The following is a 16,102-nucleotide window of genomic DNA, read 5'->3' as shown; positions in this document are numbered from 1 at the left end:
AGCGTCGGAAAAGTCGGCACGGACCGGCTCGATATCTTACGATTTAAGTCATTCTGGCCCGGGGCGGAGGGAGAGGCATGCTCGCCGTGTTCGAGTGCGTGGCGCTGGCGGTTCGGGACAAGGGGCTGCGCGGGCTGACCGAACTCGTGCCCGGCGGCCCGTACATCTTCGAGGTCGCGCAGCACGCTTACAAGATGCTGCGCGAGCGCCAGAAGGCCGCTGAGCTGCGCGAAGAGATCGCAAAAGTCGCGGCCGCGAGCGCGGAAGAAGCGAAGAAGATGGCCGAGCAGGTCGCGCGCGAGGTCGTGAACCAGGGGCCGATCGAGGACCGGCTCACGCTCGAACTGTACCTCACCCAAATGCCCGGCGCGGTCCGGCAATCGCTCAAGCGCGCGGACGATCCCACCGGGAAGACCGTGCCCCCGGACTTCGCGGTGGACGAAGCGGAAGACCTCGTCAAAATGCTGCCCGCGCGGGTACCGCACTTCCGGCCCGGGGGCGACCTGCCCGGGCGCCCCGGCTGGCGCCTCGAAGAGCTGCTCGGCGCCGGCGGGTTCGGCGAAGTGTGGCTCGCGCGCCACTCGTTCCTCCCGCACCCGCGGGCGGTGAAGTTCTGCACCGACGCGAAGGTGCGGGCCAAACTCACGTCGCACGAGGGGCGCGTGATCGCCCGCGTGATGGAGCAGGGCACCCACCCGAACGTGGTCCCGCTCCTGGACGCGGTCCTCGACGGTGAGACGCCGTGGCTCATGTACGAGTTCGTCGGCGGTGGGAACCTCACCGATCTCATTCACCGCTGGCAGGCGCTTCCCGAAGGTCAGCGCGAATCGCTCGCGGTGCTCGCGCTCAAGCAACTCGCGGTGGCCGTGGGCACCTTCCACCGGCTCGCGCCCTCGATCGTTCACCGCGATCTGAAACCGGCGAACATCCTTTTTCACGTCGAAAATCGCAACGGTTCTGGGCAATCCGAGGAGTTCCGGCTGCGCATCACCGACTTCGGCATCGGCGGGGTCGCGGTGGACTACCTGCGCACGAACGCCGCCGGCATGTCGATGATGACGGGCTGGCTCGAAACGTCGCTCCGCGGGTCGTACACGCCACTGTATGCGTCCCCCCAACAGTCGCGCGGGGCGAAGCCGGACCCGCGCGACGACGTTCACGCGCTGGGCGTCATCGCGTTCCAGATGCTGACGGGTAAACTCACCGAAGCCCCCGGCACGCGGTTCGAGCGCGAACTGAAGCGCCGAAACGTGTCGGACACGCTCGTGGACCTCATCGGCGACTGCGTGGACACCGAACCGAACGGGCGCCCGAAGGACGCGGTCGAACTCGCGGAGCGCCTGGGCAAACTGAAAGAGCCGGTCACACAAGTTCTGACACCCAAAGCTCCGGTTCCGGAAAAGAAGGGTGAGAAGACCCCTCCGACTGCTCCCGCCACCCAAACCGGGGCGGCAGCGTCCGGAAATGGGACCACCCCGAAAGCGCCGGTGCTGTCCGAAAAGGGCGCGCTGGAAGGCAAATCAGCCCCGGTCACGATCGTCGCCCACGCGGTACCCGCGGAACCAGAAAAGTGGCTCATTCCCATTCGGGGAGTCTGGTTCTCACGCACGGGCGCAAACGCAGATGCGCCGTGGATCGCGAGCAGCGTCAAGTTGCCCGGCGAGATCGTTGCGAAGCCGGGCGAAGCGTACCGGCTCACGCTCAACCCGGACACCACCGGCGACGACGACCTCGCCAAACTCAAGGCCCTCTCACGGTTACCGGGGCTGGAAGCCATCGACCTGTCCGGGTGCGTCCGAGTCACCGATACCGGCATCATGCACCTCGCGAACCTCCGCGGTCTGAAGGCTGTCGGCCTCGCCGACACGCAGGTGACCGATTCCGGCGTGACGCTCCTGCTCACGCGGTTCCCCGACCTGGAAGCGGTCGGACTCGCCGGGGCCGCGAACGTGTCGCAAACGGTGGTGCCGTACCTCGCGCGCCTCCGCAAACTGAAGCTCCTCGCGCTCCCGCCGCGCGCGGACACCATCGACGTCCGCGTCGAGTTCACCAAGCGCCGGCCGGCGTGCCAGTTGGTGTAATCTTTTGAAGAGCTTCCCGCGCTTACCGTGCGGGGAAGACTATTTCGGTTTGGACAGTTCCTCTGACGGAACGGTGGTGCGAAATGCGGGTTCCACTTGTTCGGTCCGGACCTAATCCCGCACCTATCGCGTGGTGGGAGTGGTTGTTTTCCCCGTTTATGGCCGTCGGCTGCGTATTGATGTTGGGCGTTTTGAGCTTGGTGGCTTTCCCCTTATTTGCTCTGTACCCGGATCTCTGTTACACCAGTTACGACGATGGAACAGAGCGACAACTAGAAGTGATTCGCCGGTACCGTCAGTTCACCTCCCGCGTCTCCTTCTGGCGACGGTGTCGCCGCTTGTTGGGGCGATTACGACGGAAGTCGCCGCCGAGAACGCCGCGGCGCATTTTGCGCGACCGATTAGTTAACGGTGCGTGAATCGTTTCGGCAACACGCTTCGCAGAGATTTGATGGAATGACAATTGTTTTTCTCTATGCGATTGCTTCTCATGTCGTTGTCATTAGAGGCTGTGGCTAACATTCGCTAACATTTTCCGGACGGCGGTGCATCTGTTAATTCGGCGCAAATCCAATGCAGAAAGCTGTTTACAGATAGATGGTCGTGTAGTGGATATTAGTATTTCTGCCCCGACTCTCCTTGGTTGTTCCTCGGTAAAAACAAACCCAATTGCCGCTTCATTGAGATGATGTGGCTTTCTCTCTATATACGCAATGTCAGTAGCGCGAGTTCGATCGATTGCGCCAAATAGGTGCAGTAATAGCGATCTCGCGCGGCAATTACGGCTTCAACGCCATTCGCCTCAACTCAACCAAACTGTGCGGTCGATACCGTCCGTGCCGGATGTGCCGGGGTTCCGGATTCTGCACGGGTGCGCTATGCACGGATCAGCTCGCTGCCTCCCATTCGTCGCCGCGTTCGCCCTCCTCGCTCTCCTCTTCGGGCCGGGGTGTGCTCGGTACAACTACCGCGAACGCGCCGATAAGGACGTCGCGGGGATTATTTCACAGAAAAACGTGTTCCCGGACTGGCAGGTGAAGAAGGATTGGCACGTCTACCCGGACCCGCGTGCGCGCTTCGCGGACGCTTCCAACCCGGACCGCCCGCCGTACCCGCCCGACGACTACGCGGCCAAGTTATTGGCGCCCAACCCACAGCGCCCGACGAAAAAGTCCGGCGTCGGGCGGCAGGACGGCGAGGGCTACGTCTCGCTGCTCCAACAGTGGGACGCGGAGAACCGCGCCGACGACCCGAACGCGCCGACCGCACGCGCCGCCGCCGGACCTACCCCCCCTCCCCCCTCCCTAAAGGGAAGGGGGAGCAGGTATTGGATGTCTCTGGGCGAACCGCGAGCGCCAATGAGCGGGTGCTTTTCCCCCCCTTCCCTTCAGGGAGGGGGGATGGGGGGGTAGGTTCTTCCGAGCGCCCGGCCGTGCGGCACAGCGTCCCGCCGGGGTTCCCCGGCGCGGGTCAGGCGGCACCGGCCGCGAAGTCGAACAACGAGATCGGGCCGTGGGTCGCTGCGGCGAAACGCGGACCGCAAAGTCCGGTCCCGGCCACCGCCACAAACAGCGCGCCGCCCAAGACTCCACTGCATCCGCCCGTTATTACGGTCATTTCGGGCGACGCGGAATCGACCGGCAAGGCGGTGCCCGCGGTCGCGCTGGTGCCGGTGCAGCCCGTTCCGGTTCCACCGATCGACAGCCTGCCGCCGATTCTTCCGCCGGGCACGGAACCGAAGGCGCTGGACCTGAAACAACCTCCGGGGCCGGACAACCCGGGCAAAACCGCGGACCCGATGGGTAAGGGGCCGCCCGAACTGTACCCGTCGGTCCTGACGATTGGGAGCGACCCCGCTTCGGAGTACCTCAAAGCGCTCGAATCCGGGCAGACCGGGTACCGGCTGAAACTCGATCAGGCCATTGAACTCGGGTTGTTCAACGCGCGGGAGTACCAGGACCGGCGCGAAGACCTGTACCTGATTGCGTTGCCGGTCACACTGGAGCGGTTCAATTTTGCCGCGCAAGCGTTCTTCACGGAGCAAGTGATCCGGGAATCGACCGGGCGCCAACTCGCCAACGGCGGCGAACGGTGGTCGCTGAACACCACCGGCGGCGTCAACAAACTGTTCCCGACCGGTGCGATGCTCATGGTGAAGCTCGCGAACCAGATCACGATCGACCTGTCCGGGGACAAACCGCAGACGAGCATCAGCAACCTGTCGCTGAGCCTCATGCAGCCGTTCCTCCGGGGCGGCGGATTCGCGGTTACGCTCGAAGACCTCACCCAAGCCGAGCGCACGCTGGTCTACGCGATGCGGTCGTACACCCGGTTCCGCAAACTCTTCTACGTCGCGCTGGCGGCCGGTGGCTCCGGCGGCGGGTACACGAACAACCCCTACGGCCTCCAGGGGCTGTCGCCGAACCTCGGGCGCGGGATCGGTGGGAATCTCACCGCGCCGAACATCGGGTATTTGCCGCTCCTCCAGCAGTCCGCGACCCTCAATAACCAGCGGAAAAACGTCGTGGCACTGGAGCGCCTGTTGCAGTTGTATCAGGCGTTCCGCGAGGGCGGGCAGCAGTCCGATTTGCAGGTCGGGCAGGTGGAGGTGCAACTGCTCACCAACCGCTCCCAGCTCCTCGGTTCGGCGAACACCGGGGCCAGCCAGAGCGGGATCCGCGGGTTCCTCGACAGTCTGGACAACTTCAAGCTCCAGCTCGGGCTGCCGATCACGGTCCCGCTGGAACTCGACGACGGCCCGCTGCGCCCGATCCGCCAGCAACTCGGGCGCTTCGAGGAGGTTTACGCCCAGGTGCAGCAGACGGAACTGGCGGCCGCGAAGTACGACCCGGCGGAACCGGTCGCCCAGTTCCGCGCCCGCTGGCGCAACTTGCTCACGGATTCCGCGTTAGTCAAGGGGACGCCGTTCGCGAAATCGATCGGTGAGCGGTTGGATTCGTGGGCGCCGGCGAAACTGACGGACGATCAGGCGGCGACGCGGTTGGCCCAGCTCCGGGAGGAGCGGCGCAAGCTGCTCGCGGCCCGCGCCGATCGGCAAGTGAAGGGGCTTCCCGAGCCGGAAGCCGATACCCGGAAGATCGCGCTCCTGGAAGACGACATCGATTTGGGGGACTTTGAGCGCCTGGTGCGCATCTACGAGTCCCAGCCGTGGACGAAGGTGACCACTCCGACGGCCCGAGCCACCGCACAGGCGGCCGCGTTCCGCGACGTGTTCAATTCGTTCTACCAGTTGATTCTGGAGGGGCGCAACGACCGCCTGACGGCCGTTCGGTCCCAGTGGCCGACGTTACCGCCGCTGACCGTGGGCGACACGGGCACCGACGTCCTTGTCGCCCCGCTCGACGACGCCTACACCGCGGCCATTCAGACGGCTCTCACAAATCGCCTCGACCTGATGAACGCACGCGGGCAGGTCGTAGATGCGTGGCGCCAAATCGCAATTCAGGCAAATTCGTTGCAAGGGGTGTTCAATGTTCGGTATGATCTAAGCAGCAACACTCCGGCCGGTCGGAACAATGGTCTCGCGTTTGCGGCCGATCGTAGCAACCATCAGCTTGTATTTAACGCGGAATTGCCGCTCGTTCGCCGGGCGGAGCGTAATAATTACCGGGCCGCGTTGATCGGTTACCAGCGCCAGCGCCGCACGCTGATGGCTTTCGAGGACAACATAACCAACGACGTCCGGAGCGACCTCCGGGAATTGCGAACCCTGGCCCAGTTGTACCGCATCCAACAGCGGGTGGTGGAACTGGGGTATTCGCAAGTGGATAACGCTCAAGCCATCCTCCTGGCCCCGCCCGCACCCGGGGCCGCGAACGACGCGGGTAGCGCCGCGGCCCTGACGCAACAGGTTCTAGACGCCCAGAACCGTCTGGTAACTGCCCAGAACACGCTCTTCCAACTTTGGGTCGCGTATCAGATTGGTCGGATGCAACTGTACGTCGACCTCGAACAGATGACCCTCGATGACCGCGGGGTATGGATCGATGAGTTTTTCAACCGAACCGATGCCCAAAACCGATCTCCCGCCGACGGGCAACGGCCCGGCGAACGGCTCCACGCTCCCCAACCTGTCGGGGCCGGCGGGAAGTAAACCCCAACAGCGCAAGCTCCCGTCGCGCAGCGGCGGCGGGGGCCGATTGTTGCCCTTCGCTTTCGCGGGGGCGATTCTCGCAGCCGCCGGCGTCGCCGGTGGCTGGTACTTTTTCCTTCGCGCGGCCCCGGCCCGCGCGGACGTGCTGCTTCACAAGGTCAAGCGCGAATCGCTCGTGGTCACCGTTGCCGAGAAGGGGACGCTCGAATCGGCCGATAACCGCGACATCGTGTGCGAGGTGCGGGCCGGCACGAAGGGCTTCGCCAGCACCATCAACTGGGTCATCGACGACGGCTCCCGGGTCAAGCCCGGGCAGCTCCTGATGCTCCTCGACGACTCCGCACTGAAGGATCAGGAAGAGAAGCAGCAGATCGACACGGAAACCGCGAAAGCGAACAAGGTCAAAGCGGAAAAAGATTACGAGATCGCGGTCAAGCAGAACCAGAAAGACGTCGCGACCGCCGAATCCGATCTCACCAAAGCGGTCAACGCTTTGAAGGATTACACCGGCCTCAGTTACGACCCGGCGCGCGGGGCGCTCGCCGCGGTCGCCGGCGGCCCGGCGGCCCTGTCCGAGGCCGGCACGTTTCGCCAGAAGTTGGACGACCTGACCGGTCAGGTGAAATTGGCCGAGAGCGACCTCGAACAGTATCGCGAGCGGTCCGCGTGGGCGGATCGCATGGTGAAGTTGTCCTACATGAGTTCCGCTCAGGCCCAGGCCGAGCGCTCAAAAATGGACAGCCAGGTCGAGAAGCTCCGCAGCCTCCAGGCCCAGCGCACTCAATTAATTGCGAGCACCCGTAATCAGGAACTCACGAACCTGATTCTCGCTCGCGACATTGCTCAGATCACAGTGGAGCAAGTCGTTCTTGCCGCCGAAGCCAAACTCGTCCAGTTCGCCGCCGAAAAGCAAAAGTGCAACTCGATTTACCTCCAGGCGGACGACACGCTCCGAGAAATCGCTCAACAGAGGGCGAAGTGCCGGATCACGGCCCCCGACACGATCGAGCCGGACTCGATGGTGGTGTACTTCCGCAACGAGTCGAACCGGTTCGGGAACAGCAGCAGCCAGGGTATGATCGAGCAGGGCGCGCAGGTGAAAGAGGGGCAGAAACTGCTCCGCATCCCGAACCTGCACCGGATGCAGGTGAACACCAAGGTTCACGAGGCGATGGTGGCCCGCATCCGCGGGGACGTGCGCGTGCCCACGTACCTCGTGGACGGCATCCAGAGCACGATGCTGTTCAACACCGATCCGTTCAACCGGCTCGTCACCCAGCGCCAGGAGATCATCGACCGGCTGCGCGAGAAGTACCGCAACTTCGAGTACAAAAAGTTGTCCGAGGGGCAGAAGGCGAACATCCGCGTGGACGCGCTGCCCGGCAAAGTGTTCGAGGGACACGTCCGCACGGTCTCCGCGGTAGCGAGCCAGGCCGATTCGTGGATCTCGGACGTGAAGCTCTATCAGACGCTCGTGATGGTCGACTACGAGGTGTTCACGGACGGCACCAAGAAGCGCATCGAGAGCGAACAACTCAAGCCGGACATGACCGCGGAAGTCACGATCACCGTGGACACCGCGACGGAACCGGTGCTCACCGCGCCCGTTCAGTCCATCGTCGGTGGTGCCGAGATGGGCGTCGCGCGCAAGATCTACGTCAAGACGCCGACCGGGTACGACGAACGCGAGGTCAAGCTCGGACTCTACAACGAGAAATTCGTGGAGATCCGCGAGGGCCTGACCGAGGGCGACGAGATCGTCATGAACCCGAAGGTGCTGCTCGACCCGAACGACAAGACCCGCACCCGCGACGGCGACAGCAAGGGCGGCGGTAAGGGCGGTGAGGGTAAGGGCGAGAACTTCAAGGGTGACGGCGCGGGCGGTCCCGGTGGAGCGGGCGGCGCCGGGAAGGGTGGCGGTGGTAAGAAAAAGGGCGGTGGTGGCGGTCCGCCGGCCGGTCTCTAATAGCTCGGAATACCGAAGTCGGGACCGGGTGATCCCGTTCCCGACTTCGGCCGAAAACCGAACGAGTCCCTCGCGGATACGCGCAGACACAACGCCGTCACAACACAGCGACCCGTCTGAACGAGCCGCGACCACCGGGAGCGGAGAGCCTCCCGCCCCGGTGGTCGCGGCTCGTTACGGTTACCAAAAGCTAGCTCGCCGCTGCCCCTTGCTTGGACCCCCTGATGCCTGCCATCGTCAGCGTCGTCGATCTGGTCAAGAACTACTACATGGGGACGCAGACCGTTAACGTCCTCAAAGGGCTGAACCTGTCGTTCGACGAGGGGGACTTCGTCGCACTGATGGGACCGTCCGGTTCGGGGAAATCAACACTCCTCAACGTCCTTGGGTGCCTCGACCGCCCCACCAGCGGGCACTACTACCTCGGCGATGTGGACGTGTCCGAAATGGACGACGACCAGCTCTCCGAGGTCCGCAGCACCTACCTCGGCTTCATCTTCCAGTCGTACAACCTGCTCCCGCAGTACACGGTCGTCGAGAACATCGAGCTGCCGCTGCTCTACCAGGGCATCAAGCTCGACGAAACGACGAAGGCCCGGTGCGTCGCGCTAGCGGAACTCGTCGGCCTGGGTGAGCGCCTCGACCACCGCCCGCTTCAACTTTCCGGTGGTCAGCAGCAGCGCGTCGCGGTGGCGCGGAGCCTAGTGAACGACCCGCACCTGATCCTGGGCGACGAACCGACCGGGAACCTCGACTCGAAGACCAGCGTCGAGATCATGCAGATGCTCCGGGAACTGAACCGGTCGGGCAAGACCATCATCATGGTGACGCACGAAAACGACATCGCGGAATGGGCCAGGCGCGTCGTGCGCCTCCGCGACGGGCGCGTCGAATCGGACGTGCGCAACGACACCCGCACCATCATGGAGATCAACTGATGTTCGGGTTCAGCCTCTCCGCCGGCACGATCCTCATCGCGGCCGTCGCGGTGCTGGTGCTGGTGGTCGTTCTCGTGACGGTTTTGTTCGCGACCGGGCTGGCGGCGCGGCTGCCGTTCATGGCGAACACCGCGAAACTCCAGCGCAGCGTGTCGCTCGCGGTCAAGAGCTTGTGGCTCCACAAGTTGCGCTCGGTCCTTTCGGTGCTCGGTATCATCATCGGTACGTGCTCGGTCATCTCGCTGATGTCGTTCGGCGAGGGGTCCATGCAGGACGCGCTCGACGACATCAAGCGCCAGGGCGCGACCAACATCATCGTGCGCAGCACCAAACCGCCGGACGATTCGGCAACCGCGTCGAAGGGGTTCGTGACGAGCTACGGTTTGGTGCGAGACGACCTGGAGCGGTTCAGCACGCTCACGACCGACGGGGCCGTGACGCGGATCGTGCCCATGCGCGTGTTCCCGAGCGAGGCGCGGTATTTGGAGCGCCTCGTGAACGCCCGCGTCATCGGGACCGTGCCCGATTATCAGGTCGTGAACAAACTGGAACTCTCGCGCGGCCGGTTCCTCCTGGAAGAAGACGACAGCGACCTGGAGAACTACTGCGTCCTCGGTTCAGAAGTGGCCGACAAACTGTTCCCCTTTGAAGACGCGCTCGGCCAGACGGTCGGGATCCGCAGTCACTTTTTCCTCGTCGTCGGCGTCCTGAAAGAGCGGATGCCGACCGGCGGCTCCGGCGGGAGCCAGGCCGCGGAGGACTACAACCGCGACATCTACGTCCCGATCCGCACGAGCCGGCGCCGGTTCGGTGAGGTGATCTCGGTCCGCACGGCCGGCGCCCGTATGAACGAGAAGGTCGAGTACAGTCAGGTCACGCTCACCGTGAACGCGGAGGTCGACAAGCCGGAGGGCCGGGCGAAGGTGCAGGCGGTCGGTAACGAGATCAAGGGTATGCTGGAGCGCAAGCACCCCAAGCGCGACTGGACCGTGACCGTTCCGCTCGACAAGCTCGAAGAGGCGGAGCGCGCCCAAACGCGGTTCACGCTCCTTATGGCAATGATCGCGTCGATTTCGCTCCTGGTCGGGGGCATCGGGATCATGAACATCATGCTCGCGACGGTGACGGAACGCACCCGCGAGATCGGTATCCGCCGCGCGCTCGGGGCCAAGCGCAAGGACATCGTCATGCAGTTCCTCGTCGAGGCGGTGGTCCAGACCACCATCGGCGGGCTGTGCGGCGCGGCCCTGGGTGTCACATCGGTGTACGCGGTCCCGGCCGTTTGGGATCTGTTGCGCGGTTGGTGGCCCGGTACCGCCGCTCTGCCGGCGAAGCTCCACGTGCTGTCGATCTTCCTGTCGGTCGGGGTGTCGATTCTGGTCGGGATGTGCTTCGGCCTCTACCCCGCGTGGCGCGCGGCGAAGCTCGACCCGATCGAGGCGCTGCGGCACGAGTAACGGGTGCCCGCGCAAGCTACCCATCTTCCACCGTTAATCTCGCGGGCGGGGTCGTTCCCCGCCCGTTCCGCTGGCGGAGGCGCTCGGTGCAGGGGAAACCCGGCCGGGCGTCTCCGTTATTTAAGTTCCAGAGTTCCAGAGTTCCAGAGTTCCAGAGTTCGTGGCCCGTTCGGTTCACCGCGCTCGAATCGCGGAACGTAAAGTTCGGAGGTGGGTTGTGTTTTTGAACCTCTGGAACTCTGGAACTCTGGAACTCCCGGAACTCTGGAACTCCCGGAACTCTGAAACTTCATACTTGGAACTCTGGCCCGACGAACCTTCGCGCCCTGTACGCGGCTGGTACAATTCTCCTGTCACCCAACCGATTACCGCACAGGAGCACCTTCATGCCCGCGACCGCGACCGACCGCGTGCCCGTCACCGTACTCACCGGCTTTCTCGGCGCCGGCAAGACCACGCTTCTGAACCACATCCTCACGGCCAACCACGGGAAGCGGATCGCCGTCATCGAGAACGAGTTCGGCGAGGTGGGGGTCGACCAGGAACTGGTCATCAACTCGGAAGAAGAAATCTTCGAGATGAACAACGGGTGCATCTGCTGCACCGTGCGCGGCGACCTGATCCGCATCCTCGGCAACCTGATGAAGCGCCGGGACAAGTTCGACTACATCCTCATCGAGACGACCGGCATGGCCGACCCCGGCCCGGTCGCGCAAACGTTCTTCATGGACGACGAGGTGCAGTCGAAGACCATGATCGACGGGATCGTCACGCTCGTGGACGCCAAGCACGTCTTGTTGCACTGGGACTCGCACGAGGTGCAGGAGCAGATCGCGTTCGCGGACGTGGTCCTGCTCAACAAGATCGATCTCGTGGAGCCGGCCGAACTGGACAAGCTCGAAAAGCTGATCCGCAAGATGAACGCGACCGCGAAGATCCACCGCACGAAGAACTCCGAAGTGAACCTGGACCGCGTGCTGAACGTGAAGGGCTTCGACCTCGACCGCATCCTCGAACACGAACCCGACTTCCTCAAGGACGGTGGCCACAAGCACGAGCACCACGACCACGCGCACGACAAGGATCACGCGCACTGCGACCACGATCACGGCCACTGTGAACACGACCACAAGCACGAACACGATCATTCAAAGTGCGATCACGACCACGGCCACTGCGAGCACGACCACGACCACGGCAAGACGCACTCCCTGAAGCTGCACGAGGAAGAGGTGCCGGACCACGTTCACGACTCATCGGTGACGAGCGTGGGCATCACGGTCGCGGGCGAACTGGACGCGAAGAAGCTGAACAAGTGGATGAGCGAGCTGCTCCAGGCGAAGGGGCCGGACATCTTCCGCATGAAGGGCGTTCTGAGCATCAAGAACGAGCCGAACCGGTTCGTGTTCCAGGGCGTTCACATGCTTTTCGACGGCAAACTCGACAAGCCGTGGGGCAAGACCCCGCGCTCCAATAAACTCATCTTTATCGGCCGCAACCTGGATCGCGAAGCCCTCACGGAAGGCTTCAAGAGTTGCCTGGCGTGATCGGATGTCGATTTCAGATTTGCGCCGGACGGTCGGGGGCGGAGTCGCGCCCCTTTTGCCTCCCGCCGTCCGGCGCAAATCTTCATTCTGAAATCTCGGGGCGATATGGCTCGCATCAGCATTTTCGGTAAGGCGGAGAACCGGTTGCGCCCGGTGTGGCAGGCCGCGGCCGCGGACCACGTGATCGGCCTCGCCTGGGCGCCGGACGGGGCGCGCCTGGCGGTCGCGGCGGTCAGCGGGCCGATCACGGTCTTCGACGCGGCCACCGGGAAACCGGCCCACGAGCTAAAGGGGCACAACTTCGGCACGGCCGCGCTCGCGTGGCAGCCCACCGGGAACTTGCTCGCGTCGGTGGGGCAGGACGGCAAGGTGCGCGTGTGGGACGCCGCGGCCGGCAGCGAAGTCAAGACACTCGACGCGGGTGCGTCGTGGGCCGAGAAGGTGAGCTGGCACCCGTCCGGTCAGTGGTTCGCGACCGCGGCCGGGAAGAAGACGAAGGTGTGGACCGCGGCCGGTGAACTCGTGCGCGAGCTGCCCCCGCAAGCCGGTACGGTGATGGACCTGAACTGGCGCCCGGGGACGACCCACCTCACGCTGCTCGCATACGGATCGGCCACGACCTACGACCCGCTCGCGAACGCGGACCCACTGCGCGTGCTGGCGTGGAAGGGATCGCCGCTCGCGATGGCGTGGAGCCCGGACGGGAAGATCCTCGCGCACGGGAACCAGGACTCGACGGTTCACTTCTGGTACTACGACGCCTCGCGCGACCTCCAGATGTGGGGCTACAAGACGAAGGTGCGCGAACTCGCGTGGGACTACACCTCGCGCTACCTCGCGACCGGGGGCGGGCCGGTGGTGTGCATTTGGGACTGTCAGGCCGGGGCGAAGGGGCCGGAAGGGTCGAAGCCGACGATGCTCGTCGGGCACGACGAGGAATCCAATCTGACCGCGCTCGCGTACCAGCACCGTGGGTTCCTGCTCGCGTCGGCCGGGCTCGACAGCAAGGTGCTGCTGTGGCAGCCGACGAACCGCAAGGGCGCCCAGATCGGGGAATTCGACTTCCAGGGCGGAGAGGCGTCCGCGCTGGCGTGGTCCGCGGACGACAAGTCGCTGGCCGCTGGTTGCGGGACCGGCGCCGTCGCGGTGTTCCGCGCCGGGTGACGAATCGGAGAATTGAAGAAGAAGAAAGAACCGCAGATGACGCGGATAACGCGGATCAGACAGAAGACCGATTTGAAATTCGTCTTTGTTTTGATCTGCGTTGATCCGCGTCATCTGCGGTTCTTGTCCGTTTAGCTCACACTCACGTCGCGCTTCCGCGGCGCACTTCGACGCTGCCGTCCGCGGCCTGAATCATGATCGTGTGAGCCATCTTGACGAACAACCCCGTACCAACGACTCCGGGGATCGCGAGCATTTTCGCTTCTGTCCCGGCCGGATCGATGATCGCGGTGGTCTTGCAATCGAGGATGTGGTTCCCGTTGTCCGTGACGACGATCTGCCCGTCTTTCATCCGCGGTTGCGACGGGAACCCCATCCCTTCGAGGTGCTTGCGGCACGGCGTCAGCGCGAACGACACCACTTCCACCGGCAGCGTCCCTCGCGCGCCGAGCACCGACACGACCTTTTCGGCCCCGGAGAGCACGACGAATTTGCGCGAGTACGCGGCCACGATCTTTTCCCGCACGAGCGCGCCGCCGTATCCCTTAATGAGATCGCCGTTCGGGTCGATTTCGTCTGCGCCGTCCACGGTCACGTCGATGCGATCGATGTCGTCGAAGGTCACGAGGGGGATGCCGAGTTTCCGTGCGAGCGCTGCGGACACTTCGGACGTTGGCAGCCCGCGGATTCGTAAGCCGGCTTGCACCTTCGCGCCGAGGGCGTGAATGAACGCGGTCGCCGCGCGCCCGGTTCCGAGTCCGACGACCGTGTCCGGGGCGATGAGTTCGACCGCACGGGCGGCAATCGCGTCGGTGTTGGGTGCGCTCTCGGGCATGAGGGTGATCCTGGCAGCGATGGGGTGGGTAAGGCAATTCTCGCCAGCGGTCGCGCTATTAACAAGGGCGCGATCGGGGTGAACACATAGACGCTCGGGCACGCCCGGTATTCGCGCGGGCCACAGTGACGACGTGTGAGTGTGACGACTCCAACAGCCAAAAACGCGAACCGAACCCGTACCACGACAATGAATTACGGCAACAGATCGGCGACGCGAACCGTCGCGTTCGGTGCGGCCAGGGGAGAAACGGTATCCGTCGGGCCGAGTGTGCGGTGCGTTTGATAGGTGGCGATTTCGAGAGTCGGAATCAGTTGCGGATCGCGGAAGACGTGGAGTTGCCGACCGACGAGGTCGAGAACCCAGGAATCCGCGATCCCCGCGCTCGCGTACAACTCGGCTTTTGTGGTGGTGTCATAGGAGAGCGACGTTTCGGCCACTTCAACCGCGAGCAGAGCCGTGGCGGGGTGCGCGTTGAGGTAGTCGAGCCGCGATCCACGAACGACCGCAACATCCGGTTCCGGTTGGCTGTTGCCGAAACCGAGCGGGCCGGCGTTGCGGACGAAGAATCCCGGTCCGAACACCCCCCGGAGTACTTCTACGGCAAGGTCAACCACGCTGAAGTGCCGCGGTCCTTCCTTGCCCATATCGATGATCTCCCCGCGCACGAGTTGGTACTGAGTTTCGCGGAAGAACCCGGCGGCCAGGAGCTTTTCGTACTGCTCGCGCGTGCAGAGCCACGGCCGCGGCCACTGGCTTTGCGGGAGAGCGGGCACAGACTGCGGAGGGGCCAACGGAATCGCTGTTGCGGACATACTTTACCTCGGCATATCGCGACAACGAGTTACGGCAACAGGTCGGCGACGCGGATCGTCGCACTTGGCGCGGCCAGAGGCGAAATGGTATCTGTCGGGCCGAGAACGGTGCGCGTGCGGTACGCCGTTGCGCTCAATTTGGTCGAGAGGGGCTGCGGGTTCCGGAAGACGTGGAGTTGGCGGTTCGCCACGTCCAACACCCAGTAATCCGTGATTCCGGCGGTGGCGTAGAGTTCGGCCTTGTCGGTGGTATCCGTGTCGAACGTCGTATCCGATACTTCGATCACGAGAGCGGCCGTGGTCGGGTGATCCGGGTTACCGGTGAGTACACCCGCGATGATAGCGATATCGGGAACCGGATCGGTGTGCAGATTGAGTACGAGTGGGAGCTGAATGCGGAACCGCCAGCCGGCGCCGAACGCGAGGCGAACGACGGTATCGGTGCGCTCGACACCGTTCGCGTGTGGTGCGTCCATCGGCCCCTGCTCCAGAATCACCCCGTTCAGAAGGATCGGGCGCTGGCCCGCAAACAACCCCAGTCCGCAGAGGCGGTGGAACTCGGGAACGGTCCACCGGCGCGGTTTCGGGCGTCGGGGCGCAGCGGGTGTTGCGACTGTGGACATACTTCACCTCCCCTCACAAGCGTACCGTCACTCCTTCCCGAGTACGAGGTCAACAACCCAGCATCCGCGGACGTGAATCTGCTTCGGGTCGCGACAGTGGATCAGGATGTCGTCGTTGTCGCACCCGGCGTCCTGGATCGCGTCAGCGAGGATCGGCATCGCGCTAAAGTCGCGCGACTCATACATGCCGCGTGCGAGCGATACCGCGGTGTTAGTGCGCCACGAAGAAGAGAAGGCGACAGGGCGGAACGGGTTCCCGAAGATGTCGCGGAGTAATTGAACTTGTGCCATTTCTTCAGTACGCTCGACTTCTTGTTCGTACCGGCCTTGGGTGTTGGCCAGGGCGAGTCGCGCTGATGTAAGCACATCCCAAGACATAAATTTGGCTGTCGTGGCAACCACCGCAACGGCCGCGTCGTGGATGCGGCCCCCCGGTCTACTGGCGGTGAGTGCGTTGCGGGCCTCAATTGCAGCGCGCCGTGCGTTTGTCTTAAGTTCTTCCCAAGTTACCCTCTGATCCGCGTACTCCTCTGTGGCATCGATCGCGTGCTTGAATCGGGTG

At 64.0% G+C, this 16,102-nt stretch carries 12 protein-coding genes; 8 read left to right on the top strand and 4 right to left on the bottom strand.

What is annotated here, in order from left to right:
• Positions 1 to 77: 77 nt before the first annotated feature.
• The 8 genes from VT84_RS25610 to VT84_RS25575 all read left to right on the top strand — a co-directional run bounded on the left by VT84_RS25610 (position 78) and on the right by VT84_RS25575 (position 13,267).
• A complete protein-coding gene (locus VT84_RS25610; protein ID WP_082841493.1) occupies positions 78 to 2,081 on the top strand; it encodes a protein kinase domain-containing protein in 2,004 nt (667 codons plus the stop codon).
• Positions 2,082 to 2,959: 878 nt separating this feature from the next.
• Complete coding sequence (locus tag VT84_RS25605) at positions 2,960 to 3,493, top strand: hypothetical protein (RefSeq protein WP_082841492.1); 534 nt, start codon at positions 2,960 to 2,962, stop codon at positions 3,491 to 3,493.
• Positions 3,494 to 3,513: 20 nt separating this feature from the next.
• Complete coding sequence (locus VT84_RS25600; RefSeq protein ID WP_082841491.1) at positions 3,514 to 6,195, top strand: TolC family protein; 2,682 nt, start codon at positions 3,514 to 3,516, stop codon at positions 6,193 to 6,195.
• The gene (locus tag VT84_RS25595) at positions 6,089 to 8,161 is read left to right on the top strand and encodes a hypothetical protein (protein WP_157469820.1); all 2,073 of its coding nucleotides are present in this window, start codon (positions 6,089 to 6,091) and stop codon (positions 8,159 to 8,161) included. The genes VT84_RS25600 and VT84_RS25595 overlap by 107 nt, the downstream gene beginning before the upstream one ends.
• Before the next feature lie 224 nt (positions 8,162 to 8,385).
• Positions 8,386 to 9,099, top strand: coding sequence for an ABC transporter ATP-binding protein (locus VT84_RS25590; RefSeq protein ID WP_052560186.1), 714 nt, complete (start codon positions 8,386 to 8,388; stop codon positions 9,097 to 9,099).
• Positions 9,099 to 10,556 carry an ABC transporter permease gene (locus tag VT84_RS25585; RefSeq protein ID WP_052560187.1) on the top strand — a complete coding sequence of 486 codons (1,458 nt, stop codon included), beginning with the start codon at positions 9,099 to 9,101 and terminating at the stop codon, positions 10,554 to 10,556. Before VT84_RS25590 ends, VT84_RS25585 begins: the two co-directional genes overlap by 1 nt.
• Before the next feature lie 386 nt (positions 10,557 to 10,942).
• Positions 10,943 to 12,103: a CobW family GTP-binding protein gene (locus VT84_RS25580; protein ID WP_052560188.1), complete on the top strand. Its 1,161-nt coding sequence runs from the start codon at positions 10,943 to 10,945 to the stop codon at positions 12,101 to 12,103.
• 105 nt (positions 12,104 to 12,208) lie between these two features.
• Positions 12,209 to 13,267 carry a WD40 repeat domain-containing protein gene (locus VT84_RS25575; protein WP_082841489.1) on the top strand — a complete coding sequence of 353 codons (1,059 nt, stop codon included), beginning with the start codon at positions 12,209 to 12,211 and terminating at the stop codon, positions 13,265 to 13,267.
• A 142-nt stretch (positions 13,268 to 13,409) separates the two neighbouring features.
• Here VT84_RS25575 and rpiA read toward each other — a convergent pair whose 3' ends face one another.
• The 4 genes from rpiA to VT84_RS25555 all read right to left on the bottom strand — a co-directional run bounded on the left by rpiA (position 13,410) and on the right by VT84_RS25555 (position 15,831).
• Entirely contained in the window at positions 13,410 to 14,102 is a 693-nt protein-coding gene (gene rpiA / locus VT84_RS25570) for a ribose-5-phosphate isomerase RpiA (protein WP_052560191.1), read from the bottom strand.
• 194 nt (positions 14,103 to 14,296) lie between these two features.
• Positions 14,297 to 14,917: a Uma2 family endonuclease gene (locus VT84_RS25565; RefSeq protein ID WP_082841488.1), complete on the bottom strand. Its 621-nt coding sequence runs from the start codon at positions 14,915 to 14,917 to the stop codon at positions 14,297 to 14,299.
• A gap of 29 nt (positions 14,918 to 14,946) precedes the next feature.
• Positions 14,947 to 15,540 carry a Uma2 family endonuclease gene (locus VT84_RS25560; RefSeq protein ID WP_082841487.1) on the bottom strand — a complete coding sequence of 198 codons (594 nt, stop codon included), beginning with the start codon at positions 15,538 to 15,540 and terminating at the stop codon, positions 14,947 to 14,949.
• Positions 15,541 to 15,567: 27 nt separating this feature from the next.
• Positions 15,568 to 15,831 carry a hypothetical protein gene (locus VT84_RS25555; protein ID WP_052560194.1) on the bottom strand — a complete coding sequence of 88 codons (264 nt, stop codon included), beginning with the start codon at positions 15,829 to 15,831 and terminating at the stop codon, positions 15,568 to 15,570.
• Positions 15,832 to 16,102: the final 271 nt, after the last annotated feature.

Origin of the sequence: Gemmata sp. SH-PL17, from assembly GCF_001610855.1 — a bacterium.
Taxonomy (GTDB): domain Bacteria; phylum Planctomycetota; class Planctomycetia; order Gemmatales; family Gemmataceae; genus Gemmata; species Gemmata massiliana.
This window is presented reverse-complemented; position numbering and strand designations above follow the sequence as displayed.

Excerpts from the sequence above, each read along its gene's own strand:
- VT84_RS25590 (WP_052560186.1), top strand. The coding sequence starts at position 8,386 with ATGCCTGCCATCGTCAGCGTCGTCGATCTGGTCAAGAACTACTACATG.
- VT84_RS25595 (WP_157469820.1), top strand. The coding sequence starts at position 6,089 with ATGAGTTTTTCAACCGAACCGATGCCCAAAACCGATCTCCCGCCGACG.
- VT84_RS25610 (WP_082841493.1), top strand. The coding sequence starts at position 78 with ATGCTCGCCGTGTTCGAGTGCGTGGCGCTGGCGGTTCGGGACAAGGGG.
- VT84_RS25580 (WP_052560188.1), top strand. The coding sequence starts at position 10,943 with ATGCCCGCGACCGCGACCGACCGCGTGCCCGTCACCGTACTCACCGGC.
- VT84_RS25555 (WP_052560194.1), bottom strand. The coding sequence starts at position 15,831 with ATGGCACAAGTTCAATTACTCCGCGACATCTTCGGGAACCCGTTCCGC.
- VT84_RS25585 (WP_052560187.1), top strand. The coding sequence starts at position 9,099 with ATGTTCGGGTTCAGCCTCTCCGCCGGCACGATCCTCATCGCGGCCGTC.
- VT84_RS25605 (WP_082841492.1), top strand. The coding sequence starts at position 2,960 with ATGCACGGATCAGCTCGCTGCCTCCCATTCGTCGCCGCGTTCGCCCTC.
- VT84_RS25575 (WP_082841489.1), top strand. The coding sequence starts at position 12,209 with ATGGCTCGCATCAGCATTTTCGGTAAGGCGGAGAACCGGTTGCGCCCG.
- VT84_RS25565 (WP_082841488.1), bottom strand. The coding sequence starts at position 14,917 with ATGTCCGCAACAGCGATTCCGTTGGCCCCTCCGCAGTCTGTGCCCGCT.
- VT84_RS25560 (WP_082841487.1), bottom strand. The coding sequence starts at position 15,540 with ATGTCCACAGTCGCAACACCCGCTGCGCCCCGACGCCCGAAACCGCGC.
- rpiA (WP_052560191.1), bottom strand. The coding sequence starts at position 14,102 with ATGCCCGAGAGCGCACCCAACACCGACGCGATTGCCGCCCGTGCGGTC.